Origin of the sequence: Jannaschia aquimarina (assembly GCF_000877395.1) — a bacterium.
Lineage (GTDB): Bacteria > Pseudomonadota > Alphaproteobacteria > Rhodobacterales > Rhodobacteraceae > Jannaschia > Jannaschia aquimarina.
Window position 1 is genome coordinate 1 of sequence record NZ_JYFE01000016.1, and the last position, 21,625, is coordinate 21,625.

At 66.7% G+C, this 21,625-nt stretch carries 26 protein-coding genes; 13 read left to right on the forward strand and 13 right to left on the reverse strand.

Annotated features, from left to right (window positions below):
* The 9 genes from jaqu_RS02505 to sucC form a co-directional block, all read right to left on the reverse strand.
* A partial coding sequence (locus jaqu_RS02505; protein ID WP_043917370.1) for a biotin/lipoyl-containing protein occupies positions 1–871 on the reverse strand: 871 nt, incomplete at its 3' end.
* Between the two features lie 3 nt (positions 872–874).
* Entirely contained in the window at positions 875–3,844 is a 2,970-nt protein-coding gene (locus jaqu_RS02510) for a 2-oxoglutarate dehydrogenase E1 component (RefSeq protein WP_043917371.1), read from the reverse strand.
* On the reverse strand, positions 3,841–4,392 hold the full coding sequence (locus jaqu_RS02515; protein WP_043917372.1) for a hypothetical protein: 552 nt from the start codon (positions 4,390–4,392) through the stop codon (positions 3,841–3,843). Before jaqu_RS02515 ends, jaqu_RS02510 begins: the two co-directional genes overlap by 4 nt.
* 71 nt (positions 4,393–4,463) lie before the next feature.
* Positions 4,464–5,351, reverse strand: a complete 888-nt coding sequence (gene sucD, locus jaqu_RS02520) for a succinate--CoA ligase subunit alpha (protein ID WP_043917373.1) — start codon at positions 5,349–5,351, stop codon at positions 4,464–4,466.
* Positions 5,352–5,381: 30 nt separating this feature from the next.
* Complete coding sequence (locus tag jaqu_RS02525) at positions 5,382–5,972, reverse strand: hypothetical protein (protein ID WP_043917374.1); 591 nt, start codon at positions 5,970–5,972, stop codon at positions 5,382–5,384.
* A 34-nt stretch (positions 5,973–6,006) separates the two neighbouring features.
* Complete coding sequence (locus tag jaqu_RS02530) at positions 6,007–6,534, reverse strand: hypothetical protein (protein ID WP_052500731.1); 528 nt, start codon at positions 6,532–6,534, stop codon at positions 6,007–6,009.
* Positions 6,527–6,913, reverse strand: a complete 387-nt coding sequence (locus tag jaqu_RS02535) for a hypothetical protein (RefSeq protein ID WP_043917375.1) — start codon at positions 6,911–6,913, stop codon at positions 6,527–6,529. Before jaqu_RS02535 ends, jaqu_RS02530 begins: the two co-directional genes overlap by 8 nt.
* Before the next feature lie 317 nt (positions 6,914–7,230).
* Positions 7,231–7,575: a hypothetical protein gene (locus jaqu_RS02540; protein WP_043917376.1), complete on the reverse strand. Its 345-nt coding sequence runs from the start codon at positions 7,573–7,575 to the stop codon at positions 7,231–7,233.
* A 116-nt stretch (positions 7,576–7,691) separates the two neighbouring features.
* Positions 7,692–8,885 carry an ADP-forming succinate--CoA ligase subunit beta gene (sucC, locus tag jaqu_RS02545; protein ID WP_043917466.1) on the reverse strand — a complete coding sequence of 398 codons (1,194 nt, stop codon included), beginning with the start codon at positions 8,883–8,885 and terminating at the stop codon, positions 7,692–7,694.
* Between the two features lie 226 nt (positions 8,886–9,111).
* Between sucC and jaqu_RS20400 the strand changes: the two genes are divergently transcribed.
* Positions 9,112–9,879 (forward strand): FkbM family methyltransferase, encoded by a 768-nt coding sequence (locus jaqu_RS20400; RefSeq protein ID WP_052500732.1) that lies wholly within the window; start codon positions 9,112–9,114, stop codon positions 9,877–9,879.
* Here the strand turns inward: jaqu_RS20400 and jaqu_RS02555 are convergent.
* From jaqu_RS02555 to jaqu_RS02565, 3 genes are all read right to left on the reverse strand, one after another.
* Positions 9,861–10,838, reverse strand: coding sequence for a glycosyltransferase family 2 protein (locus jaqu_RS02555; RefSeq protein WP_043917377.1), 978 nt, complete (start codon positions 10,836–10,838; stop codon positions 9,861–9,863). The two genes, jaqu_RS20400 and jaqu_RS02555, sit on opposite strands and share 19 nt — an antisense overlap.
* Positions 10,839–10,955: 117 nt before the next feature.
* Positions 10,956–11,918 (reverse strand): malate dehydrogenase, encoded by a 963-nt coding sequence (mdh, locus tag jaqu_RS02560; protein WP_043917378.1) that lies wholly within the window; start codon positions 11,916–11,918, stop codon positions 10,956–10,958.
* 139 nt (positions 11,919–12,057) lie between these two features.
* Positions 12,058–12,420: a hypothetical protein gene (locus jaqu_RS02565; RefSeq protein WP_043917379.1), complete on the reverse strand. Its 363-nt coding sequence runs from the start codon at positions 12,418–12,420 to the stop codon at positions 12,058–12,060.
* Between the two features lie 242 nt (positions 12,421–12,662).
* On the opposite strand from jaqu_RS02565, the gene jaqu_RS02570 reads away from it, so the two are divergent.
* The 6 genes from jaqu_RS02570 to jaqu_RS02595 are packed head-to-tail and all read left to right on the forward strand — an operon-like array spanning position 12,663 to position 17,104.
* On the forward strand, positions 12,663–13,493 hold the full coding sequence (locus jaqu_RS02570; protein ID WP_043917380.1) for an HpcH/HpaI aldolase/citrate lyase family protein: 831 nt from the start codon (positions 12,663–12,665) through the stop codon (positions 13,491–13,493).
* Between the two features lies 1 nt (position 13,494).
* Positions 13,495–14,052 carry an NnrU family protein gene (locus jaqu_RS02575; protein ID WP_043917381.1) on the forward strand — a complete coding sequence of 186 codons (558 nt, stop codon included), beginning with the start codon at positions 13,495–13,497 and terminating at the stop codon, positions 14,050–14,052.
* Position 14,053: 1 nt separating this feature from the next.
* Positions 14,054–14,260: a DUF1737 domain-containing protein gene (locus jaqu_RS02580; RefSeq protein WP_043917382.1), complete on the forward strand. Its 207-nt coding sequence runs from the start codon at positions 14,054–14,056 to the stop codon at positions 14,258–14,260.
* On the forward strand, positions 14,257–15,282 hold the full coding sequence (locus jaqu_RS02585; protein WP_043917383.1) for a MaoC family dehydratase: 1,026 nt from the start codon (positions 14,257–14,259) through the stop codon (positions 15,280–15,282). Before jaqu_RS02580 ends, jaqu_RS02585 begins: the two co-directional genes overlap by 4 nt.
* On the forward strand, positions 15,279–16,379 hold the full coding sequence (locus tag jaqu_RS02590) for a M48 family metallopeptidase (protein WP_043917384.1): 1,101 nt from the start codon (positions 15,279–15,281) through the stop codon (positions 16,377–16,379). Before jaqu_RS02585 ends, jaqu_RS02590 begins: the two co-directional genes overlap by 4 nt.
* Before the next feature lie 38 nt (positions 16,380–16,417).
* Positions 16,418–17,104 carry a DUF4344 domain-containing metallopeptidase gene (locus jaqu_RS02595; RefSeq protein WP_043917385.1) on the forward strand — a complete coding sequence of 229 codons (687 nt, stop codon included), beginning with the start codon at positions 16,418–16,420 and terminating at the stop codon, positions 17,102–17,104.
* A gap of 34 nt (positions 17,105–17,138) precedes the next feature.
* Here jaqu_RS02595 and jaqu_RS02600 read toward each other — a convergent pair whose 3' ends face one another.
* Positions 17,139–17,483: a DUF3140 domain-containing protein gene (locus tag jaqu_RS02600; RefSeq protein ID WP_043917468.1), complete on the reverse strand. Its 345-nt coding sequence runs from the start codon at positions 17,481–17,483 to the stop codon at positions 17,139–17,141.
* A 202-nt stretch (positions 17,484–17,685) separates the two neighbouring features.
* Between jaqu_RS02600 and sdhC the strand changes: the two genes are divergently transcribed.
* The 6 genes from sdhC (at position 17,686) to jaqu_RS02630 (ending at position 21,592) form a co-directional block, all read left to right on the forward strand.
* The gene (gene sdhC / locus jaqu_RS02605; protein WP_043917386.1) at positions 17,686–18,072 is read left to right on the forward strand and encodes a succinate dehydrogenase, cytochrome b556 subunit; all 387 of its coding nucleotides are present in this window, start codon (positions 17,686–17,688) and stop codon (positions 18,070–18,072) included.
* Positions 18,073–18,077: 5 nt separating this feature from the next.
* Complete coding sequence (gene sdhD, locus jaqu_RS02610; protein WP_043917387.1) at positions 18,078–18,449, forward strand: succinate dehydrogenase, hydrophobic membrane anchor protein; 372 nt, start codon at positions 18,078–18,080, stop codon at positions 18,447–18,449.
* Positions 18,450–18,468: 19 nt separating this feature from the next.
* Complete coding sequence (gene sdhA / locus jaqu_RS02615) at positions 18,469–20,280, forward strand: succinate dehydrogenase flavoprotein subunit (RefSeq protein WP_043917388.1); 1,812 nt, start codon at positions 18,469–18,471, stop codon at positions 20,278–20,280.
* Positions 20,281–20,282: 2 nt separating this feature from the next.
* Positions 20,283–20,528, forward strand: coding sequence for a hypothetical protein (locus jaqu_RS02620; RefSeq protein ID WP_043917389.1), 246 nt, complete (start codon positions 20,283–20,285; stop codon positions 20,526–20,528).
* A gap of 120 nt (positions 20,529–20,648) precedes the next feature.
* Positions 20,649–20,798: a hypothetical protein gene (locus jaqu_RS21555; RefSeq protein ID WP_161793815.1), complete on the forward strand. Its 150-nt coding sequence runs from the start codon at positions 20,649–20,651 to the stop codon at positions 20,796–20,798.
* Entirely contained in the window at positions 20,795–21,592 is a 798-nt protein-coding gene (locus tag jaqu_RS02630) for a sulfotransferase family protein (RefSeq protein ID WP_052500733.1), read from the forward strand. Before jaqu_RS21555 ends, jaqu_RS02630 begins: the two co-directional genes overlap by 4 nt.
* The last annotated feature ends 33 nt before the right edge of the window (positions 21,593–21,625 follow it).

The following is a 21,625-nucleotide window of genomic DNA, read 5'->3' on the forward strand; positions in this document are numbered from 1 at the left end:
GGGCCTGCGCGGGCTGCGGCGCGGGGGCGGGGGCCTTGCCGGCCTTCAGCGCGTCCTCCTTCATGATCCGGCCGTCGCGGCCGGTGCCGGTCACCTGGCTCGGGTCGAGACCTTTCTCGGCCATGATCTTCTTGGCCGACGGCGCGTCCTCGGTGTCCCGCCCGCCTCCGGCGGCGGCCACGTTGGCCTTGGCCTGCTCGACCTCCTCGGGGCCGGCATCGGGGTTCGGGCGCGGATCGACCGCATGGGGCGCATGTACATCCGCCCCGGCACCGGCCATCAGCACGGCCAGCTTGCCGCCGGCCTGCACAGTTCCGCCCTCATCGACGACGATCTCGGACAGGGTGCCCGCCGCGGGGGCCGGCACCTCGACCGAGACCTTGTCGGTCTCCAGCTCGCACAGCATCTCGTCCTGCTCGACGCTGTCGCCGACCGACTTGAACCAGGTGGCGACGGTGGCTTCCGAGACGCTCTCGCCCAAGGCCGGGACCATCACGTCGACCGCCTGGCCTTCGCCCCCGTCTCCGCTTGCGTCGGAGGCGTCCGTCGTGCCGCCCGCGTCCGAGGTCCCTTCTTCGGAACCCGGCTGCGCCACGGCGGCGGGAGCGGCGGAGTAGGACGCATCGGCGCCGGCCCCTTCGGAGATCGTGGCCAGCAGCGCGTCGACGCCCACCGTCTCACCCTCCGGGGCGACGATCTCGCCCAGGGTGCCGGTCGCCGGGGAGGGCACCTCGACCGTCACCTTGTCGGTCTCCAACTCGCACAGCATCTCGTCGGTCGCGACCTCGTCGCCGGGTTGCTTGAACCAGGTCGCGACGGTGGCCTCGGTCACGGACTCGCCCAGGGTGGGCACCTTAACTTCGATGGTCATTCCTTACTCCATGCCCAGCGCGTCGTTCACGAGCGCCTGCTGCTGTGCCTTGTGTTGAGAGGCGAGGCCCGTTGCGGGCGAAGCCGATGCGGCGCGGCCCGCATAGACGGGCCGGGTGTGGCTGGCGCCGATGCGCGTCAGCACCCATTCGATGTTCGGTTCGACGAAGGTCCAGCCGCCCTGGTTCTTGGGCTCTTCCTGACACCAGACGATCTCGGCCTGCTTGAAGCGTTCGAGCTCCTTGACCATGGCCAGCGCCGGGAACGGATAGAACTGCTCCAGCCGCAGGATGTAGGTGTCGTCCTTTCCCGCCTCGTCGCGCGCTTCCAGCAGGTCGTAGTAGACCTTGCCCGAACAGATCACGACGCGCTTTATCTTGTCGTCCGGCTTCAACTTCAGCTCGGAATTGCCCTGCTGCGCGTCGTCCCAGAGCACACGGTGGAAGGTCGATCCTTCGAGGAACTCTTCCATGCGGCTGACGGCCATCTTGTGCCGCAACAGCGATTTCGGCGTCATCAGGATCAGCGGCTTGCGGAAGGTCCGGTGCAACTGACGGCGCAGGATGTGGAAGTAGTTCGCGGGCGTGGTGCAATTCGCGACGATCCAGTTGTCCTGGCCGCACATCTGCAGGAACCGCTCGAGCCGGGCCGAAGAATGCTCTGGCCCCTGGCCCTCGTAGCCATGGGGCAGCAGGCAGACGAGGCCCGACATGCGCAGCCACTTCGACTCGCCCGAAGAGATGAACTGATCGAACATGATCTGCGCGCCGTTGGCGAAATCGCCGAACTGGGCCTCCCACATCGTCAGCGCATTGGGCTCGGCCAACGAGTAGCCATATTCGAAGCCCAGCACCGCATATTCCGACAGGGCACTGTCGATCACTTCGTAATGCGCCTGGCCCTCGCGCACATGATTGAGGGGGTAATACCGCTCCTCTGTCTCCTGGTTCACCAGACCGGAATGGCGTTGCGAGAAGGTGCCGCGCGTCGAATCCTGACCCGCCAGCCTGACGCGGTAGCCTTCGGTCAGGAGCGATCCGAAGGCCAGCGCCTCGGCCGTGGCCCAGTCGAACCCCTCGCCGGTCTCGAACATCTTGGCCCGGCCGTCGATCAGCCGCCCGACCGTCTTGTGCAACGGGAATCCGTCGGGGATCTTCGTAAGGGCGTCACCGACCGCATTCAGCGTCGCCTCGGCGATGCCGGTATCCCCGCGGACATATTCCGCGTCACCGCGACGGTCGATATGCTTCCACCGGCCGTCCAGCCAGTCGGCCTTGTTGGGCTTGTAGTCCTTCCCGGCCTCGAATTCCTCGTTCAGATGCGATTGGAACGAGGCCTTCATGTCCTCGATCTCGCCCTCGGGGATCAGGCCGTCCTTGACCAGCCGGTCCGTGTAGAGCGACAGGGTCGTCTTGTGACCCTTGATCCGCTTGTACATGATCGGGTTGGTGAACATGGGCTCGTCGCCCTCGTTATGCCCGAAGCGGCGGTAGCAGAAGATGTCGATGACGACGTCCTTGCCGAACTTCTGACGGAACTCGGTGGCGACCTTCGCGGCATGGACCACGGCCTCGGGGTCGTCGCCGTTGACGTGGAAGATGGGCGCCTCGACCACCAGCGCGTTGTCCGTGGGATAGGGGCTGGATCGCGAGAAGTGCGGCGCGGTCGTGAAGCCGATCTGGTTGTTGACCACAAGGTGGATCGTGCCGCCGGTCCTGTGACCGCGCACGCCCGAGAGCGCAAAACACTCCGCCACCACGCCCTGACCCGCAAAGGCCGCGTCGCCATGCAGCAGGACGCCGGTCACCTTGGTCCGTTCGGTGTCGTCCAACTGATCCTGCTTGGCACGGACCTTGCCCAGCACGACCGGGTTCACCGCCTCGAGGTGCGAGGGGTTCGCGGTCAGCGACAGGTGGACGACGTTGCCATCGAATTCGCGGTCGCTGGACGCGCCGAGGTGGTATTTCACGTCGCCCGAGCCGTCCACGTCCTCAGGCTTGAAGCTGCCGCCCTGGAACTCGTTGAAGATCGCCTTGTAGGGCTTGCCCATCACGTTGGCCAAGACGCTCAGACGGCCCCGGTGCGGCATGCCGATCACGATGTCGCTGAGGCCCAGCTGGCCGCCGCGCTTGATGATCTGCTCCATCGCGGGGATCAGGGCCTCGCCGCCATCCAGCCCGAACCGCTTGGTGCCCATGTACTTGACGTGCAGGAACTTCTCGAAGCCCTCGGCCTCGACCAGCTTGTTCAGGATGGCCCGGCGGCCGTTCTTGGTGAACTCGATCTCCTTACCCAGACCCTCGATCCGCTCCTTCAGCCAGGCAGATTGCTCCGGATCCGAGATGTGCATGTATTGCAGCGCGAAGGTGCCGCAGTAGGTGCGCTTGAGGATCGAGACGATCTCGCGCAGCGTCGCGACTTCGAGGCCCAGCACCTGATCGATGAAGATCGGACGGTCCATGTCGGCGTCGGTGAAGCCGTAGGATTTGGGCTCAAGCTCGGGATGCGGCTCCTGGCTGCGCATGCCCAACGGATCGAGATCGGCGACCAGATGGCCCCGGATCCGGTAGGCACGGATCAGCATCAGCGCGCGGATCGAGTCGAGCACGGCACGGCGCACCTGCTCGTCGGTGACCGCCTCGCCGCGGGCCTCGGCCTTGGCCTTGATCTTGTCGCCTGCCGCCTTGGCCTCTTTGGGATCGGCGGGCGGAGCGGGCCATTCACCGGTCAGCGCGGCGGTCAGATCGTCGCCCGGCACCGGCGGCCAGTCGGTCCGCGCCCAGCTCGGGCCCTCGGCTTCGGCCCGGGCATCCTGCGGGCTGTCCTGCAGCGAGCGGAAGAACTGCGCCCAGCTTTCATCGACCGCCTTGGGGTCGTTGGCATAGCGCGCATACATCTGTTCCAGGTAGGCGGCATTGTGCCCCTGCATGAACGAGGTGTTATGGAAGACGTCGTTGGGGGACTGGTCGGTCATTCTGAGGTCTCCTCGGGGAGAATGAACTCTTTGCTGTAAAGCCCGCGGGCAGGGGCGTCCGGGTGGTTCGCAGTATTCAGGGGGCCCGAGCTAACAACGTCGCGCGCATCTGGCCCGAGCGCGAGCCGGCAGCTGCGGCGCGCGCGCCCGTCCCCCGCATCCGATTGCGTCATCGTCATCACGTCGTCGCCCCGGACGTAGACGCGGAAGCGCGCCGTTCCGGTCTCGACCCGTCTGAACAGACCGGGCACGGCCCGGCGCTGTATTTCGAAGAGCGCGGCGACGTCCTGCCCGCCCCGATCGGCCCGCGTCCCGAGGCTGTCGAGATAGGGGGGCATGAGCGTCCAGGCCGCACCGCGCGCCTGCGCCGGGCTCAGATCTCCGGCTGCATGGACGCGCGCGAACCCGCGCTCGCGCAAGAAGTCTTCCGCCGCCTCGAAGGCGGACGCGTTGCAGGCCATCAGGCTGTCGGTGAAGGCCGAGGCGGGGCCACCCGCGAGCGCGACCCACAGGCCCATGCCGCCCGCGAGCGTGACCCCCAGGCCCATCGGGCCCGGGCCGCGTCTGGCGGTCGGCCGGCGCCTGCCTGCGCTGCGCGCTATCTGACGGCCCCGTCCGGTCATCCTTTGTCGATCGCCTCCTTCACGGCCTCGCCCAGTGTCGCTGGGCTGTCGGCCACGACGATGCCCGCGCTGCGCATGGCTTCGATCTTGCTTTCGGCGTCGCCCTTGCCGCCCGCGACGATGGCGCCGGCATGGCCCATGCGGCGGCCCGGCGGGGCGGTGCGGCCGGCGATGAAGCCGGCGGTGGGCTTCCAGCGGCCCTTCTTCTTCTCGGAGGCGAGGAACTCGGCGGCCTCCTCCTCGGCGGTGCCGCCGATCTCGCCGATCATGATGATCGAGGTCGTCTCGTCGTCGGCCAGGAACATCTCGAGCACGTCGATATGCTCGGTCCCCTTGATCGGGTCGCCGCCGATGCCCACGGCGGTCGACTGGCCCAGCCCCATATCTGTCGTCTGTTTCACGGCCTCGTAGGTAAGCGTGCCCGACCGGGACACAACGCCCACCGAGCCGCGCTTATGGATATGGCCGGGCATGATACCGATCTTGCAGGCATCCGGCGTGATCACGCCGGGGCAGTTCGGCCCGATCAGACGCGTCTTGGAGCCGTCCAGCGCGCGCTTGACCTTCATCATGTCGAGCACCGGAATGCCCTCTGTGATGCAGACGACCAGCGGGATCTCGGCGTCGATCGCCTCCAGGATCGAGTCGGCGGCGAAGGGCGGCGGAACATAGATGACCGAGGCATCGGCTCCGGTCTTTTCGACCGCCTCGAAGCAGCTGTCGAAGACGGGCAGGTCCAGATGCGTCTGGCCGCCCTTCCCGGGGGTGACGCCCCCCACCATCTGCGTGCCGTAGGCGATGGCCTGCTCGCTGTGAAACGTCCCCTGGGAGCCGGTGAACCCCTGGCAGATCACCTTCGTGTCCTTGTCGATCAGGATGGCCATGCAGTCGTTCCTTGCTTGTGCGGCACGCCTCTAGCGCGCCCTTTCGTGAAGAATGAGGATCACCGGATGCGTGAAGCGCTGCCCGCGCCCCTCGCTGTCGGTGATCGTGGTCTGGGCGATCGGCACCGTCACGGCGAGGTCGTCGAAGAAGACGCCCGCCCCATCGGCTGCGTTCGAGCCCGCGCCCAGCGGAGAGGCGACGCGGGGATCGCCCTCCAGCAGGCGAGGGGCCAGAAGTTCGCCGACCACCCGGTTGGCCGCCGCGAGCCCCACCGCCGGAGAGCCGACCGAACAGCCATGCCCGCCCCCGAAGGTCCGCCGCCCGTCGGCCGTGTTCAGCGCCTGCACCGGCGAAGGGCCGAGCCGCAGGAAGGTCAGCGTGCCGGGATTGACGTAGGTGATCGCACCGTCCTGGCGTTCCCGCACGGGGAAGGCGAGGCGCCGCGCCGCCCGGTCCTGCGACGCCCGCGTCCGGTTGTTGAGGCAGACGGCCTCGGCCGCGAAGCGCATCCGCTGCAACGCGACCTGGCTTGTCGCCGCATCGAAGCCGTTGGTCGAGGTGGATTGCACGCAGCCCGACAGGATCAGCGCAGAAAGGCCGGTTAGGATCGCGCGCATCATCGTTCTGTCCTTGCCGTGCAGAGGGTCATTCCATTCATCTCGCAGCCTCCGCACTGGCCTCTGGCGTGAGGCGTTCGACGTTCAGGAACGTCTCGGTCCCGTTCGGGCCCGGGCGCGTGCCCGTATGGACGACGGCGATCCGGGCCGGATTGAGAAAGCGGGCTGCCAGCAGGGTCGTTCCCGGCAGCGCCGCATCCTCGTGGGTCGCGGGAAGCGCGGTGTCGCGGGTGATCCCCTCGGCCGCCAGGGCCTCGACTACGGTCCCGGCGGCTGCATCGCCATGGTCTCCGTCGAGCGTCACCTCGCAGCGCCGGTCGGTGCCGGGGGTCACGGGGGTAGAGGCCGGAGAGGGCGCGGCATCGGAAAAGGGATTGAGGTCGTAGAAATCGTGGCGGGCGGGCAGCACCTCGGCCGCCCGGTCGGCTGTGAGAAAGGGCGAGAAGCAGTGGGCGGCGAAGGCGTCGAAAGGGTTCGCAGCCGCGGATCCTGCTGAGGCACAGAGCGCGATCGCGGTCGCTGAGACGGGACGCCGCGTGAGGCCGTATGCAGGGCCGTCATTCAACGGGCTGGATCCTGAGTTCGAAGCGGTTCCCGCCGCCGGTGTTGATGCCCTCGGATGCTAGAATCTCCCCGCCCTCGACCGGCGCGGCGACATCCGCCCCGCGCATCTCTGCCCCGTCGAAAGTGGCGAGGTACGTCCCGCGCGCCTCCGGGTCCGTGGCCGTCGAGAAGAAGTTCACGAGGCAGGCATCCGGCCCGTCATCGCGCTGACGGATGACGGCCGCCAAGGATCGGTCGATCGCCCCGAGGCCGCCGTTGCCGAGCCGCTCCGTCAGCCCGGCCGCCATGGCCCGCGCCCCGAAATCCGTGAAGCTGGGATAGGTGGCGACGCAGACATCCTGGAACACGGTCAGGGCCTGTTCGAGGTCGGCGCTGGCCATTGAGACCGGGGTGGTATCCTCGGGCGTGGTGCCGATGCCGCTGGCTTGGCAACCTGATAGGAGGACGGCGGATGTGGGTACCGCGGCGCGCGTTGTAAGTCTGGCGGTCATCGGTATTCCCTCGCCTTTTATCGCTTGTCGGCAGCCCGACCGTGCAGCGGGGGCTGGCCGGCAGGAAGCGAAGCCCGCCTGCCACGCCCGCGCAAGGCCGATCGACGCGCCGCTTCCGGGCGATGGGCAATCCGCCGCATCGATTGCCCGCTTGGTCTGGTGGTTACGTCGCTGGGCGGCCGAGAGGTGGGACGAGTAGGCACCCATCAGAGGGTCTCCTTCGCAAAGCCCACGGCGAGGTCGAAGACCCCCGGAAAGTTGATGCCGAGGCCGAAGAACCTGGTTCCGCAAAAGACCGCTCGCATACTCCGGCGATGGGACCCGTAGGTATGATACCCAGCCCGTATGCCGGGCTGGATGAAGCCAAGCTTGGCGCTGACCCAGTACATCGCCTGCGCGCCGTAGCTGATGGCTATGAGCACAACGCCGGTGCCGACCAGCTCGGTCGCCGTATCCGACGACGGCTCCCCACCACCTTGCGTCGCCGCGGCGGCCGTCGGCAGCATTGCTGCTGCAACGGTCAAGGTCGAGGCGGTGCTGCGAGGTGACATGGGGGCGATCCTAAGGTTCGTTCAGGCGTCTGGAACAGATGAGGCAATCCAGGGCTCAGCCCGTTCGGCGCTCGAAAGGTCCACTGGACCATTCGCCGGCTGTGCCAGAGCGCGCCTCACCCCTTCACCGCCTTCACGATCTTCTGCGCGCCGTCCTTCAGGTCGTCGGCGGCGATGACGTTCAGGCCGGACGTGTTGATGATCTCCTTGCCCTTCTCGACATTCGTCCCCTCCAGGCGCACCACCAGCGGGACCTGAAGGCCGACTTCCTTGACCGCCGCGACCACGCCCTCGGCGATGACGTCGCAGCGCATGATGCCGCCGAAGATGTTGACGAGGATGCCCTTCACGTTGTCGTCCGACGTGATGATCTTGAAGGCTTCCGTCACCTTCTCCTTGGTCGCGCCGCCGCCCACGTCGAGGAAGTTGGCAGGCTCCGCCCCGTAGAGCTTGATGATGTCCATCGTGGCCATGGCGAGGCCGGCGCCGTTGACCATGCAACCGATCTCGCCATCGAGCGCGATGTAGTTCAGGTCGTATTTGGACGCGGCGAGCTCCTTGGGGTCTTCCTCGGTCTCGTCGCGCAGTTCGGCGATGTCCTTGTGGCGGTAGATGGCGTTACCGTCGAAGCCGACCTTGGCATCCAGCACCTTGAGGTCGCCCGCATCGGTCACGATCAGCGGGTTGATCTCGAGCATCTCCATGTCCTTCTCGGTGAAGGCCTGGTAGAGCTTGCCCATCAGCGAGACGCATTGCTTGATTTGCGCGCCTTCCAGCCCCAGCGCGAACGCGATGCGGCGCCCGTGATAGGGCATGTAGCCCGTCGCGGGGTCGACATCGAAGCTGACGATCTTCTCGGGGGTCGACGCGGCGACTTCCTCGATATCCATGCCGCCTTCGGTCGAGCAGACGAAGCCGATGCGGCTGCTGGCGCGGTCGACGAGCAGGGCGAGGTACAGTTCACGCGCGATGCCGCTGCCGTCCTCGATGTAGATGCGGTTGACCTGCTTGCCCGCCGGGCCGGTCTGATGCGTCACCAGCGTGTTGCCCAGCATCGCCTTGGCATGGGCCTCGGCCTCCTCGACGGACTTGGCCAGCCGGACGCCGCCCTTGTCGCCGGCCTCCGGCTCCTTGAAGTGGCCCTTTCCGCGGCCGCCGGCATGGATCTGTGCCTTGACCACCCAGAGCGGACCGTCGAGCTGACCCGCCGCGGTCTTCGCCTCGGACGCCTTCGTGACGGCGACGCCGTCGCTGACGGGCGCACCGTAATCGCGCAGGAGGGCCTTGGCCTGATACTCGTGGATGTTCATGGGACGCCTTCCCGTCTGGTTGGTCGTGGGTCCCGACCGGCTTTGCACCCGCAACCCTTGCTTGCAAAGCGAGACGAAAGCATTTGTCGTGATCCGGCGGAAAAACACGCGCTCTGTGATCACACCGCCCGCTGGTGTGATCACAAGGCCGTAGATGTCCGGTGTTGCGACGCGAATCCGGACCTGCCACATCTGTGCCCATGCCGATCAGGGAGGCCATGCGGGAATGAACGAGTACGAAGAGATGGTCCGCCGGCTGATCCAGTCCGCCCCGCGGCCGATGCGGCGTCGACTTCAGGCAAACCTGCCGACGGTTCGCGCCCGCTACGCCGATCTGGACCTTCTCATCGCGCCGGCACGGAACCACACGGAGTTCTTTCTCTGGCAGAAGGGACGCCCGCCGGAGCACAAGGCAACCCAACATCTGTGCGACCTGTTTCGCGACAAGCGGATCACGATGGTGGATGTCGGCGCGAATGCCGGGATCTTCTCGCTGCCTCTGGCGCGGGTCGCGGCGCCCGGCTCGCGGTTCGTTCTGGTCGAGCCGAATCCCGAAGTCCTGGCGCGGTTACGGGCGAACATCGCGCTGAACGGACTGACGGATGTCGAAGTGGTCGAAGTGGCCATCAGCGACGAACCGGGGCGCATGACCCTGCATTTTTCGCCGAACGACAATCAGGGAGAGGCACGTCTCGGCATCGCGTTCGACACCGATGCGGGCGGGATCGATGTAGAGGTGACGACGCTGCCCGACCTCCTGACCACGCTCGGGATCGAGGAGGTCGATCTGCTGAAGGTCGATGTCGAAGGGGTCGAGGATCGCGTCATCCTGCCCGCGATCCGCAAGATGCCGAAGGGCGCGATCCGCCGGATCTACTTCGAGGACAGCCACGGCGAGCATTGGAGCGAGAGCGTCACCGATGCGCTGACGAATGCCGGCTTCAAGGAAGGCGGCCGGTTCCGGGCCAACGCGCTCTATGTCGCCGGGGACTGACCCGAAAGGCGGCCTTCCAGCCGGGCGATCTCTGCACCCAGCGCGTCGAGATGGATCAGGATCCGGTCGTCCACGACCTCGTTGAAGTTGTGCGCCTTGAAGTAGCTGTGGGTGTGGCGCCCGTTGCGGCCCTCGTTCGACCGGTTCCCGCGGCCGCGCTCCTTCTTTTCGCGGAACTTGTCCCAGGTCCGAACGGTGTAATGGTTCACCTGGGCGAGCTTGTGATGTTCGCCGGGATCCGTCAGCCGGTTGAACTTGTCCGCATGAGACCTCACGAAGCGCCGCCGCATCCGCCGGTCGGCGCTGGTGATCGCATGGAAGTCCTTGGGCGTCAGCCCGTCGACCAGCTTGGGGCGATGGATGTCCAATTGCTCGACCATATCGGACCAGCGCGTGATCGTCTTGACGTAAGGCTGATGCTCCGGGTCGCGGGTGCGGGCCATCACGAAGTCACGCGAGATCTGCCGGCCCGGCCAAGTCTCGTTGCCGCCGTCCCCGAAATGACGCCACGCGATCAGGAAGGCGTCGAAGGGTCCGACCGCGCCCAGCAGCGCGTCCATGGTCCCGTCACCGACATTCACGCAAAGGTACTCGTCCACATCGAGCCACAACACGAGGTCGCCCTCGGACAGCGCGCCGGAATCGCGGAACAGCCGCGCCGCGTCCTGCTGCGGGGGCGTGCCGGGGGCAGGCGAGTGGCTGCGGTGATGGATCTCTCCCAGATCGGCCAGACGGTCCAGCAGCGCATCCGACCCGTCGCTGCAATCGTTGGAATAGATCACGATCTCGTCGAAGCCGATCACCTTGTGAAAGGCGATCCACTCGACCAGAAACGGCCCCTCGTTCTTCTGCACGGAAAAGAGCACCCGGCGCGCGCGGCCCTCCGGTGGAGGAGAGGCGAACGTGATCGCGGCGTCGCCGGCCGCCGGGCGGATCGTGTCGGGGGCTTCATCAGACATCGGCGGCACGCTGCGAGATCGGGGCGCGCCTGACAAGTCCGCGCTCGCGTAGAGACCGGAACGAAACGGGGTGCGACGCATCCACGCCGCACCCCGCAAGGATCGCGTCGGGGCCGATCAGCCCAGGTTGCTGTCGATGCCCTTGCAGGCTTCGACGAGGCCCTTCACGGCGTCGACCGACTTGTCGAACATCGCCTGTTCGTCGCGGTTGAGCTTGATGTCGACGATCCGCTCGATCCCACCGGCGCCGATCACGGTGGGCACGCCGACATACATGCCGTTCAGGCCTAGCGCGCCGTCCACATAGGCGGCGCAGGGCAGAAGGCGCTTCTGATCCTTCAGGTAGGCTTCGGCCATCTCGATCGCGCTGGCGGCAGGGGCGTAGAAGGCGCTGCCAGTCTTCAGCAGGCCGACGATCTCGGCGCCGCCGTCACGGGTGCGCTGCACGACGGCATCCAGCGATTCCTGGCTGGTCCAGCCCATCTCGACGAGGTCGGGCAGGGGGATGCCTCCGACAGTCGAATAGCGGGTCAGCGGCACCATCGTGTCGCCGTGGCCGCCCAGCACGAAGGCGCTGACGTCGCGCATCGAGACGTCGAATTCCAGGCTGAGGAAGTGGCGGAACCGCGCCGAGTCCAGAACGCCGGCCATGCCGACGACCTTTTCGTGGGGCAGGCCCGAATATTCGCGCAGCGCCCATACCATCGCGTCGAGCGGATTGGTGATGCAGATCACGAAGGCGTCGGGCGCGTTGTCGCGGATACCTTCGCCGACGGATTTCATGACCTTGAGGTTGATGCCCAACAGGTCGTCGCGGCTCATGCCCGGCTTGCGGGGAACACCTGCGGTGACGATGCAGACATCGGCACCCGCGATATCGGCATAGTCGGTCGTGCCCTTCAGCTTGGCGTCGAAGCCCTCGACCGGGCCCGATTCGGCGATGTCGAGCGCCTTGCCCTGCGGGGTGCCGTCGGCGATGTCGAACAGGACGACGTCGCCCAGCTCCTTGAGGCTGGCGAGGTGGGCGAGCGTGCCGCCGATCTGCCCCGCGCCGATGAGCGCGATCTTGGGTCGGGCCATTTGGATGTCTCCGTTTGGGTGGATGCCAAATCGCGCGGAGGGGTAGCGGAAGCGGGGCGTGCGGCGCAAGGGGCCGGGGGTCGCACGTGAAAACGGCGCCCCGAGGGACGCCGCAAATCGCGCTCAGCTGCGGTGGCTGTCACGCATCGGCATCGGCCAGATGGGAGAGGTCGTCCATCCGGTCCTCCCAGTTGCGGCCGGAGGCCATCAGGCACATCCGCCCGTCCGGCAAGGTGATGGCGATGGTCCAGCTTCCGGTCGCGTCGGATGCGAACACCTCCACGATGCGGCCTTTCGTGCCGAGGCCGATGCCGCGCCGTGTCTCGCCGAAATGGGACGCGAGGCGCGACACGATACCGGCGCGGGGACCGCAATTGGCGCCCTGCGCATCGAGCAGGCGGGCCGCATCTTCGGCATTGGCGGAATGGGACGCGAACAGCGCAAGCGTGGCGGCCAGCAAGGCGGCGAGGCCGGCATTCAGGGTGTGAACCTTGGTCGTCATGGCGCGATCCTTTCAGGCTGAGACCGGGCCGCCGCACGGGATCGCGGGGGGCGCACGATCCTCGGGAAGACGGTCCGGCCTCGTGCCGGAAGACGGGTCCAAAGGTGCGCCCGGAGGGTTGATATTGGGTTAACGATGCGAGCCGCGCTCGCGCTGCGATGCAGAAGGCACATGAGATTAAAAGATGCGCAAATGAGCGCCAAGACTTGCCAATCGTTGCGTAGCCTGCCAATCCCGCGGGCATGACCGACAGACCTTTCCGCTCCGTCCTCTACATCCCCGGATCCAAGCAGAGGGCCCTCGACAAGGCCGCGACGCTGCCGGTCGACGCGATCATCTTCGACCTGGAAGACGCCGTCGCCCCCGATGAAAAGACGGCCGCGCGCGACACGCTTCGCGCCGCGTTGCAGCAGGATTACGGCCCCCGCTACAAGCTGGTCCGGGTCAACGGGCTCGATACGGAATGGGGCGCGGACGACGTCGCCGCCTTCGCCGATGCGGCCTGCGACGCGCTGTTGCTGCCAAAGGTGAACGGCCCCGACGATATCGCCGCGGTGAAGGCCGCCAAGCCCGTCTGGGCGATGATGGAAACGGCCGAAGGCATCCTGAACGCGGCCGCCATCGCCCGCGCCGCGGGCGGGCTGGTGCTGGGGACGAACGATCTGGCGAAGGAGCTTGGCTGCGCCACATCCGCCGACCGGATGCCGATGATGACAGCGTTGCAAACCTGCCTTCTGGCGGCGCGGGCGGCGGGCATTCCCTGCATCGACGGCGTTTTCAACGCCTTCAAGGACGAGGACGGCCTTGCATACGAATGCAAGCAGGGTCGCGCGCTGGGCATGGATGGCAAGACCCTGATCCATCCGGCTCAGGTCGCCACGACGAATGCCGCCTTCGCGCCCACCGACGAAGAGGTCGATCTCGCCCGCCGCCAGATCGCCGCCTTCGACGAGGCGATCGCCGCGGGGCAGGGCGTCGCCGTTCTCGACGGGCGCATCGTCGAGAACCTGCATGTGGACACGGCCAGGCGGACGCTGGCAAAGCTGGAGGCGATCCAATCGCTGGAGAGCTGAGATGCCGATTCTGATCGCGGGCGTGGCCCTGTGGTGGGCCGCCCATCTGTTCAAGCGGGTCGCCCCCGATCTGCGCGCGCGCATGGGCGACGCGGGCAAGGGGGCCGTGGCACTGGCCCTCGTCGTCTCGATCGTCCTGATGGTGATCGGCTATCGCAACGCCGACGGTGCCTGGTTCTGGGGGCGCAGTCCCGCCATGGTCGGGATCAACAATCTGCTGATGCTGTTGGCCTTCTACCTCTTCGCGGTGAGCGGGCCGAAAGGGGCGAAGGTCTGGCTCGGCACCAAGATGCGGCATCCGCAACTGACCGCGGTGATCGTCTTCTGCGTCGCGCACCTGCTGGTGAACGGCGACGTGCCGTCCTTCGTGCTGTTCGGCGGCCTGCTCGCCTGGGCGGTGACCGAGATCCTCGTGATCAACGCCAAGGAAGGGCCGTGGACCCCGCCGCCCCGTGCGCCCCTGAAGAAAGAGATCACGACCCCGATCATCGCGCTTGTGGCGATGGTGGTCGTCATGGTGATCCACAATTGGCTGGGCGTCGTGCCCTGGGGAGCCTGACATGCCCACGCTCTACCGCCTGCTGACCGAAGAGGACACGTCCGCCTTTTGCCACAAGGTCTCGGACGCGCTGGACAAGGGCTGGGTCCTGCACGGCTCGCCCGCCTATGCCTGGGACCATGCGGCTGGCGTGATGCGTTGCGCGCAGGCCGTCACCAAGGATGTGAACATGCCCTATTCCCCCGACATGAAGCTGGGACAGCAATGACCAAGACCAATCCGGGCCGCTTCTTCGAGGATTACCGCCTCGGTGACGTCATCCGCCACGCCACGCCCCGCACCGTCGCCGAGGGGGAGAGGGCGCTTTACCACGCGCTTTACCCCAGCCGGTTCGCGTTGCATTCGTCCGATGCCTTCGCCGCCGAGTGCGGTCTGGACGGGGCGCCGATGGACGATCTGATCGCCTTCCATACGGTCTTCGGCAAGACGGTACCCGACATCTCGCTGAACGCGGTCGCCAATCTGGGCTATGCCGAAGGGCGGTTCCTGCGGCCCGTCATGCCCGGCGACACGCTGCGTTCCGAATCCGAGGTGATCGGCCTCAAGCAGAACTCCAATGGGAAATCCGGGATCGTCTGGGTCCGCACGCGTGGCCTGAACCAGATGGACGAAGTGGTGCTGTCCTATGTCCGCTGGGTCATGGTGCGCAAACGCGACGCGGACGCCCCAGCGCCGGACACTCATGTACCCGATCTGGAAAAGGCGGTCCCGGCCGGCGACCTGACGATCCCCGACGGTCTGAGCTTCGCCGATTACGATTTCGAACTGGCGGGCGAGGCCCACCGCGCGTCCGACTACGAGGCAGGCGAGCGGATCGACCATGTCGATGCCGTCACGATCGAAGAAGCCGAGCACATGATGGCCACGCGCCTGTGGCAGAACACGGCCAAGGTGCATTTCGACGCCACCAACCGCGAGGACGGCAGGCGTCTGATCTATGGCGGCCATGTCATCAGCCTCGCGCGCGCCCTATCGTTCAACGGTCTCGCCAACGCCCAATGCATTGCCGCGATCAATGCCGGGGCGCACGCGAATCCCTCCTTCGCCGGCGACACGGTCCGCGCCTGGTCCGAGGTGCGCGAGGTCGCGAAGCTGCGCGATGACGTGGGCGCCCTGCGCCTGCGGACGGTCGCCACCCGCGGCACGCCGTTCGAACTGACGGGCGAGGACGGCAAGTACCTGCCCGACGTGCTGCTCGATCTGGATTACTGGGTGCTGATGCCCGCTTGACCGTCGCGACGTTTCTCGACCGTCTCCATGCCCGCCGCGCCGAGGCGCAACTGGAGGAGGCCGCGCGGAATGCCGCAGAGGGCCGCCTCCTCCCGAGGGGCGTGACCGGATGGACGGGCCGCCTGCTGGCCCTGACGATCCTGGCCGCGCCTCCGGGCATCGTGCTCTGCGGCGTGCTCCTGATCTGGTCCTTCTGGCCCGCCTGGGGGGCCTGGATCCCCGGCGGTCTGTTGATCGGCGCAGGTCTCTACATGCTTCCGAGGCGCGGCCGGATGCCCAGGGGAACTCGGGGCAGGGACACCATGCCCGCCACGTTCGAGCTGCTCGATCGGATCGCGGCGGCCGTTGGCGCAAGGGGGGCGGATCGCCTTCTGGTCCTGGACGACATCAACGCCTTCATTGCCCAAGTCAGGGGGCAGACGCTGCTGGGAATGGGCGGTATCCTATGGCGGGCGTCTTCTCCAGATCAGAGGATCGCCATCCTCGCCCATGAATTCGCCCATCAGATCAACGACGATCCGCGCCGCCTGGGTCTTACCGCCCTTGCCGGAAGCATCCTGCACCGATGGTTGGACCTGACCGAGCCGGGTCATGACGCAGATCCCGTCAGCGATATCGTGACCGTCCCGCTGGCCTTCGCCAGCGAGGGATTGATACGTCTCCTGACGCGGCTGACCTACGGCGACAGCCAGCATGCCGAATACCTAGCCGATGCCATCGCGGCCCGTGTCGCCGGCGCCGATGCGACGGCGTCCGCGCTCCGCCTGATGCTGACGGCGCCCGAGGCCGGACGGTGCATGAGGGGCTTCTACGGCCCCGAGACGCCACGAGGGATGGAATGGGTCGATATTGTGGCCGCCGCGCTGCGCGATGTGCCGGGGGACCGGCGGCAGGCGCTGTTCCGCGAGGCCGAGGCGCAATTGCACTCCGTCGATGAGAGCCATCCGCCCACTTCGCTCCGTTTGCGCTTTCTGAGCGGATTGTCAGAGCCGCCACTGGATCTGGGGCCGATCGACTGGGACAGGATCGAGGCCGAGTGGCAGGCAGACATCGTCGCGATCGGAAATCGTGGCTTCCGGGCCGCACAGCCGCAGTAAGCGCTCGACAGATCGGCGCGGATTGGCACGATGGGATCATGGTTCGTCTCGTGGTCCTTCTGTTGCTCTGTGCTGTTCCGGCACGCGCGGATTATGTGCTGAACAATCTGCGCTTCACGCTCTGGCACGAAGCCGGCCATGCGGTGATCGACCAAATGGACGTCCCGATCCGCGGACCGGAAGAGGCGATCGCCGACGGCTTCGCGCTCATGCTCGCGGCGCGGCTGCTCGGTCCGGACGAGATGGCGCAGCTTTTGTCCGACGTCGCCGAACAGGCGCGGCGCGATGCTGTTGACGAGGTCTTCGACGCATGGTCCCCCTACATGCCGGGCGCGCAGCGCGTCGCTTGGCTGATCTGCGTGGGCTACGGGCTGTCGCCGTCCGCTCGTCCGCTGGCCCGCGCGCTTGGCCTCCCGCCGCAGAAGGAGAGCCACTGCCTCGATGCGGCCCGGCGTATCACGGGCGGCTGGGACGAGATTCTTGCCGCCCAGGGGCCGCACGATGGATCGACCAGCTTCCGCGCCTACGGCTATGACCGGACGCTGCGCCTGCTCCAAGAAGACCTGCTGAGGCTGAACCGGACGATCCGCCTTCCGCGACAGGTCCCGGTGGTGGTCGAGCGCTGCGGCGAGGACAACGCCTTCTACTATCCAGAGGAGGAAGAGATCGTCTTCTGCGAAGAAATGCTTCCCGCTCTGAAGGCCCGGCGAACGAAGACGCCCTAGCGGGCTGGCGACCGGATCTGGGCGGTGTTCCGGCTCAGTTCGCCATGCCGTTCTCGCCGAACGGATCGTGCCCCCAGTTCTTCATCGAGTATTCCCAATCGGTATCCTTCGGGTCGTCGGGTACCTGCGCGCCGTGACGTTTGATGTAGCCGATGACATCAGCCATATGGTCCCAGTCGTCGTCGCTCAGATCGTCCTTGTTCGTCCGCTTGATCTCGATGATGCGCTTGGCGGACTTCCGGCCCTTCGACTCGCCATCGCCGCTATCGGCGCCGACATCCTTTGACTTGTCGGTGTCCAGCCAGTCCTCGATCTCGGAGGGCGCCATGTTCACCAGATCGCCCCATTCGTCCCAGATCTGATCTCTCGACTTGCTCATTTCGTCCTCCATGATGGTCTTCGCCAACGAGAGCGGTGAACCGTGGTTCCGGCCTCTTTTGTGATCACACATTTCGAGTGTGTGATCACGGAGGGGCCAAAAGGACTGTCTTTCCGGCCGTGCGACGTGACGCCCCCGTGACATGCCGGGGGAAATCGCTAGAACGCTGTCAGACTGACCGGACCGAAGAGAAGGGGCCCCAATGGCCGACGTGAACCGGGGCGACCGCCCGCTATCCCCGCATCTCCAGATCTACCGCCCGCAATTGACGTCGATGACGTCGATCCTGACGCGGATCACGGGGAACGCGCTCATCGTGGCGTCGCTCATGATCACATGGTGGTTCGTGGCCGCGGCGGCCGGTCCGGACGCATTCGCCACGGCCGACGCTTTCCTGCGAAGCTGGTTCGGCGATTTGGTGATGCTCTTCTCGGTGCTGGGGCTCTGGTATCACACGCTTGCCGGGATCCGGCACCTGATCTGGGATACGGGCCGGATGCTCGAACTCGAAAAGGCAGAGGCGTCGGGCTGGGTGATCCTGATCGCGTCCGTCATGCTGACCCTCTTCACAATCGTCATCTTCTGGTGAGCGTCATGAGCTTCGTCACAGATCGCAAGCGCGTCATGGGCCTGGGCTCTGCCGGGTCCGGAACGGAACATCACTGGCACCAGACGGTCCTGTCGGCGGCGCTGGTCGTGCTGGTCCCGCTCTTCGTCATCACCTTCGGCTCGATCTTCGGCGCCCCCTACGAAGAGGTCGTGGCCTATTACTCCCGCCCCTGGCCCGCGCTGATCGCCGTCCTGACGCTGACGGTCGGCTGGGTCCATTTCGCCAAGGGCGTACAGGTCCTGATCGAGGATTACGTCGGCGGCTTCGCCCGCAAGGCCCTGATCGTCGCCACCACCTGCATCAGCTACGCCGCCGCGCTGGCCAGCGTCTACGCGCTGGCCCGGCTGGCCCTGTAATCCGGTAAGAGGAACGACCATGCCCGCTTACGAATACGAGACCCACGAATACGACGTCGTCGTCGTCGGTGCCGGCGGTGCCGGGCTGCGCGCCACGCTCGGCATGGCCGAGCAGGGCCTGCGCACGGCCTGCGTGACCAAGGTGTTCCCGACCCGCTCTCATACGGTGGCCGCGCAGGGGGGCATCGCCGCCTCGCTGGGCAATATGGGCCCCGATAGCTGGCAGTGGCACATGTACGACACCGTCAAGGGCTCGGACTGGCTGGGCGACACCGACGCGATGGAATACCTCGCCCGCGAGGCGCCCAAGGCCGTCTACGAGCTGGAGCATTACGGCGTCCCCTTCTCGCGCACCGAGGAAGGCAAGATCTATCAGCGCCCCTTCGGCGGCCACACGACAGAATATGGCGAAGGCCCCCCGGTTCAGCGCACCTGCGCCGCCGCCGACCGCACCGGCCACGCGATCCTGCACACGCTCTATGGTCAATCGCTCAAGCAGCAGGCGCAGTTCTTCATCGAATACTTCGCCATCGACCTCATCATGTCCGAGGACGGCGCGTGCCAGGGCGTCCTCTGCTGGAAGCTGGACGACGGTACGCTGCACCTCTTCAGCGCCAAGATGACCGTGCTTGCCACCGGCGGCTATGGGCGCGCCTACTTCAGCGCCACGTCCGCCCATACCTGCACCGGCGACGGCAACGGCATGGTGGCCCGCGCGGGCCTGCCGCTGCAGGACATGGAATTCGTGCAGTTCCACCCGACGGGCATCTACGGCGCCGGCTGCCTCATCACCGAAGGCGCACGGGGTGAGGGCGGCTACCTGACGAATTCCGAGGGCGAGCGGTTCATGGAGCGCTATGCGCCCACCTACAAGGACCTCGCCAGCCGAGACGTCGTCAGTCGCTGCATGACGCTGGAAATCCGCGAGGGCCGCGGCGTCGGCAAGGAAGGCGACCATATCCACCTCCACCTCAACCACCTGCCGCCCGATGTACTGGCCGAACGCCTGCCTGGCATTTCCGAATCCGCACGTATCTTCGCCGGTGTCGACGTCACGAAAGAGCCGATCCCCGTCCTGCCGACCGTGCACTACAATATGGGGGGCATCCCGACGAATTACTGGGGCGAGGTGCTCGCGCCGACCAAAGACGATTCCGACCGCGTGTCGCCCGGCCTGATGGCCGTGGGCGAGGCGGGCTGCGCATCCGTACACGGCGCGAACCGCCTCGGCTCGAACTCGTTGATCGACCTCGTGGTTTTCGGTCGCGCCGCCGCGATCCGCGCCGGTCAGGTCGTCGACCCGGACACCGCCGTTCCCAGCCCGAACATGCGCTCGGTCGAGATGGCGCTGGCGCGTTTCGACGGGCTGCGCCATGCGCGCGGCCAGGTCGCCACCGCCGAGTTGCGTCTCGAGATGCAGAAGACCATGCAGCGCGATGCCGCCGTCTTCCGCACCTCCGAGACGCTCGCGCAGGGCAAGGAGGCGATGGACGGCATCGCCGACAAGCTCGACGACCTCGCCGTGACCGACAACACGCTGATCTGGAACTCCGACCTGATGGAGACGCTGGAACTCGCGAACCTGATGCCCAACGCCGTCGCCACCGTGACGGCCGCCGAGGCCCGCAAGGAAAGCCGCGGCGCCCATGCGCATGAGGACTTCCCCGACCGCGACGACGAGAACTGGCGCAAGCACAGCCTCGTCTGGTTCAAGGGCGACGAGATGAAGTCAGACTTGGGCTATCGCGGCGTGCATCTGGACTCGCTCACCTCGCACAACGAGGGCGGCATCGACCCCAAGAAGATCGCGCCGAAGGCCCGGGTGTATTGAGAATGGGTGCCACCGGTCTGGCTTCGGTGCTTCTGCTGCCGGCTTGCGCGGTCGAGCTTCGCGTGCCGGATCCCGCATCTTTTGATGAGGTGAATGCGTGTCTGGCTGCCCAAGGACTTGATCCGCTCGATGACGACATGCGGACGCCGGGCCTGCGCAATCGGCAATTGACGGAACTGAACCGCTGCCTTGATCGGCGAGGGGTTCCGACCGTGTTCGACCTGCGTCGCAGAGGGGGGGAGGCGTGACAGGGCTGCGTTCGACCTCCGTCGGCGCCATGCTTCCATGCAGGCGGTGCGCCTGAGATGGGTCACCACTGCATCCCCCGGCTCACGCTATTCGGCGTGCTCGGTGGGCTCACTGCCTGCATGCCCGCCCTCGACACGCCCGAGGGGCGGCGCGCGGCCTATCTCGATTGCGCGCGCGATCAGGGCGTCCCGGTGATCGACGGGCGTATCCGCGTCCGCGACAACGCGGATTTCGAGTTGCTGGATGCCTGCGAGGCGCTGCCGCGATGATCCTGACAGCCCCCCGCCTTTATTGCGTCGGCACGCATCACAAGACCGGCACGCTGTGGATGCGGGCCGTCTTTCGACGCCTCGCCGCGGCGTTGGGCGTGGCGAGCCATGTCGTCTACCCGGCGACGGGGGTGTGCAAGGTGACCCGCGACGGCGAACGGTCGATCCTGCTCTCCTGGTCCTCGCGCTTTCCGGACTGGCTGCGCGCGCGCCCGGACGCCCGCATCCTGCACCTGATCCGCGATCCGCGGGACGTGCTTCTGTCGGGGGCGGCCTACCACGCCCACGCGGGTCCAAAGGGAGAGCAGTTCCTGCACGAGCCGCGCGAGGATCTGGACGGAAAGACCTATCAGCAGCACCTCAACGCGCTACCGACGCAGCGCGACAAGCTGCTCTTCGAGATGCGCGGCAAGCATGCCCGGACCGTCGCCGAGATGACCGCGTGGCAGCCCGCCCCGAACACCGTCGAGGCCCGCTACGAGGTGTTGATGTCCGACGAGACCGGGACCGCCTTCCGCGAGCATCTGCGCGATCTCGGCTTGCCAGAGCCCGAGGTCGAGACGGGGGTAGAGATCTTCTGGGCCAAGTCGCTTTGGGGCGGTCTGGCCGATGAGGCGGCGCGCCATAACCGCATCGCCGCCCATGTCTCCTCGGGCAAGGTCGCCCGCTGGCGGACCGAACTGCCCCGCGACGTCGCCGAACCCTACGCGGACGAGTTCGGTCCTGCCCTCGTCGCGCTGGGATACGAGGATCATCCCACCCGATGGCTGTCGGAGCTGCGTCATGCGGCCTGACCCCGTCCCCGCCCCACATGCGCGCCCCCGGAC

What these genes read in the sequence shown, in the direction of transcription:
- jaqu_RS02510 (WP_043917371.1), bottom strand. Translation starts at nt 3,844, where the DNA reads ATGACCGACCAGTCCCCCAACGACGTCTTCCATAACACCTCGTTCATG.
- jaqu_RS02515 (WP_043917372.1), bottom strand. Translation starts at nt 4,392, where the DNA reads ATGGGCCTGGGGGTCACGCTCGCGGGCGGCATGGGCCTGTGGGTCGCG.
- sucD (WP_043917373.1), bottom strand. Translation starts at nt 5,351, where the DNA reads ATGGCCATCCTGATCGACAAGGACACGAAGGTGATCTGCCAGGGGTTC.
- jaqu_RS02525 (WP_043917374.1), bottom strand. Translation starts at nt 5,972, where the DNA reads ATGATGCGCGCGATCCTAACCGGCCTTTCTGCGCTGATCCTGTCGGGC.
- jaqu_RS02535 (WP_043917375.1), bottom strand. Translation starts at nt 6,913, where the DNA reads ATGGCCAGCGCCGACCTCGAACAGGCCCTGACCGTGTTCCAGGATGTC.
- jaqu_RS02540 (WP_043917376.1), bottom strand. Translation starts at nt 7,575, where the DNA reads ATGTCACCTCGCAGCACCGCCTCGACCTTGACCGTTGCAGCAGCAATG.
- sucC (WP_043917466.1), bottom strand. Translation starts at nt 8,885, where the DNA reads ATGAACATCCACGAGTATCAGGCCAAGGCCCTCCTGCGCGATTACGGT.
- jaqu_RS20400 (WP_052500732.1), top strand. Translation starts at nt 9,112, where the DNA reads ATGAACGAGTACGAAGAGATGGTCCGCCGGCTGATCCAGTCCGCCCCG.
- jaqu_RS02555 (WP_043917377.1), bottom strand. Translation starts at nt 10,838, where the DNA reads ATGTCTGATGAAGCCCCCGACACGATCCGCCCGGCGGCCGGCGACGCC.
- mdh (WP_043917378.1), bottom strand. Translation starts at nt 11,918, where the DNA reads ATGGCCCGACCCAAGATCGCGCTCATCGGCGCGGGGCAGATCGGCGGC.
- jaqu_RS02565 (WP_043917379.1), bottom strand. Translation starts at nt 12,420, where the DNA reads ATGACGACCAAGGTTCACACCCTGAATGCCGGCCTCGCCGCCTTGCTG.
- jaqu_RS02570 (WP_043917380.1), top strand. Translation starts at nt 12,663, where the DNA reads ATGACCGACAGACCTTTCCGCTCCGTCCTCTACATCCCCGGATCCAAG.
- jaqu_RS02575 (WP_043917381.1), top strand. Translation starts at nt 13,495, where the DNA reads ATGCCGATTCTGATCGCGGGCGTGGCCCTGTGGTGGGCCGCCCATCTG.
- jaqu_RS02580 (WP_043917382.1), top strand. Translation starts at nt 14,054, where the DNA reads ATGCCCACGCTCTACCGCCTGCTGACCGAAGAGGACACGTCCGCCTTT.
- jaqu_RS02585 (WP_043917383.1), top strand. Translation starts at nt 14,257, where the DNA reads ATGACCAAGACCAATCCGGGCCGCTTCTTCGAGGATTACCGCCTCGGT.
- jaqu_RS02595 (WP_043917385.1), top strand. Translation starts at nt 16,418, where the DNA reads ATGGTTCGTCTCGTGGTCCTTCTGTTGCTCTGTGCTGTTCCGGCACGC.
- jaqu_RS02600 (WP_043917468.1), bottom strand. Translation starts at nt 17,483, where the DNA reads ATGAGCAAGTCGAGAGATCAGATCTGGGACGAATGGGGCGATCTGGTG.
- sdhC (WP_043917386.1), top strand. Translation starts at nt 17,686, where the DNA reads ATGGCCGACGTGAACCGGGGCGACCGCCCGCTATCCCCGCATCTCCAG.
- sdhD (WP_043917387.1), top strand. Translation starts at nt 18,078, where the DNA reads ATGAGCTTCGTCACAGATCGCAAGCGCGTCATGGGCCTGGGCTCTGCC.
- sdhA (WP_043917388.1), top strand. Translation starts at nt 18,469, where the DNA reads ATGCCCGCTTACGAATACGAGACCCACGAATACGACGTCGTCGTCGTC.
- jaqu_RS02620 (WP_043917389.1), top strand. Translation starts at nt 20,283, where the DNA reads ATGGGTGCCACCGGTCTGGCTTCGGTGCTTCTGCTGCCGGCTTGCGCG.
- jaqu_RS21555 (WP_161793815.1), top strand. Translation starts at nt 20,649, where the DNA reads ATGCCCGCCCTCGACACGCCCGAGGGGCGGCGCGCGGCCTATCTCGAT.
- jaqu_RS02630 (WP_052500733.1), top strand. Translation starts at nt 20,795, where the DNA reads ATGATCCTGACAGCCCCCCGCCTTTATTGCGTCGGCACGCATCACAAG.